Source organism: Microcoleus sp. Pol11C3 (assembly GCF_036701485.1).
GTDB lineage: Bacteria > Cyanobacteriota > Cyanobacteriia > Cyanobacteriales > Microcoleaceae > Microcoleus.
Window position 1 is genome coordinate 1 of sequence record NZ_JAUBQW010000146.1, and the last position, 593, is coordinate 593.

General features: G+C 41.7%; 1 pseudogene. It reads left to right on the plus strand.

Features of this window, described 5'->3' with window-relative positions:
• Positions 1-593 (plus strand): annotated as a pseudogene (locus QUA40_RS23925) (ATP-binding cassette domain-containing protein); the annotation flags it as partial.

Below are 593 nucleotides of genomic sequence, written 5' to 3' on the forward strand. Positions count from 1 at the left end.
ATTCTCAACCAGAACCGATTGTCGAAAATCTGCAAGTTTCAGAAACCGTAGAGTCGATCAACTATTCTCAACCAGAACCGATTGTCGAAAATCTGCAAGTTTCAGAAACCGTAGAGTCGATCAACTATTCTCAACCAGAACCGATTGTCGAAAATCTGCAAGTTTCAGAAACCGTAGAGTCGATCAACTATTCTCAACCAGAAACGATTGTCGAAAATCTGCAAGTTTCAGAAACCGTAGAGTCGATCAACTATTCTCAACCAGAATCCGAACCAGTTGCAGAAACACCAGACGAAATAAGCGATTTAGAACCAGAAATGCAACCAGTGGCAGATTTTCTGGAAATAGTAGAAAAACAAGAGTCTATTGAACATCCTCAACCAGAACCGGTTGTCGAAAATCTGCTTATTGTCGAAACAGTAGAGTCGATCGAGCATTCTCAACCAGAACCGATTGTCGAAAATCGAGAAGTTTCAGAAACCGTAGAGTCTATTGAACATCCTCAACCAGAACCGATTGTCGAAAATCAGCTCATTGTTCAAATGGTAGAGCCGATCGAGCATTCTCAACCAGAACCGGTTGTCGAAAATCAG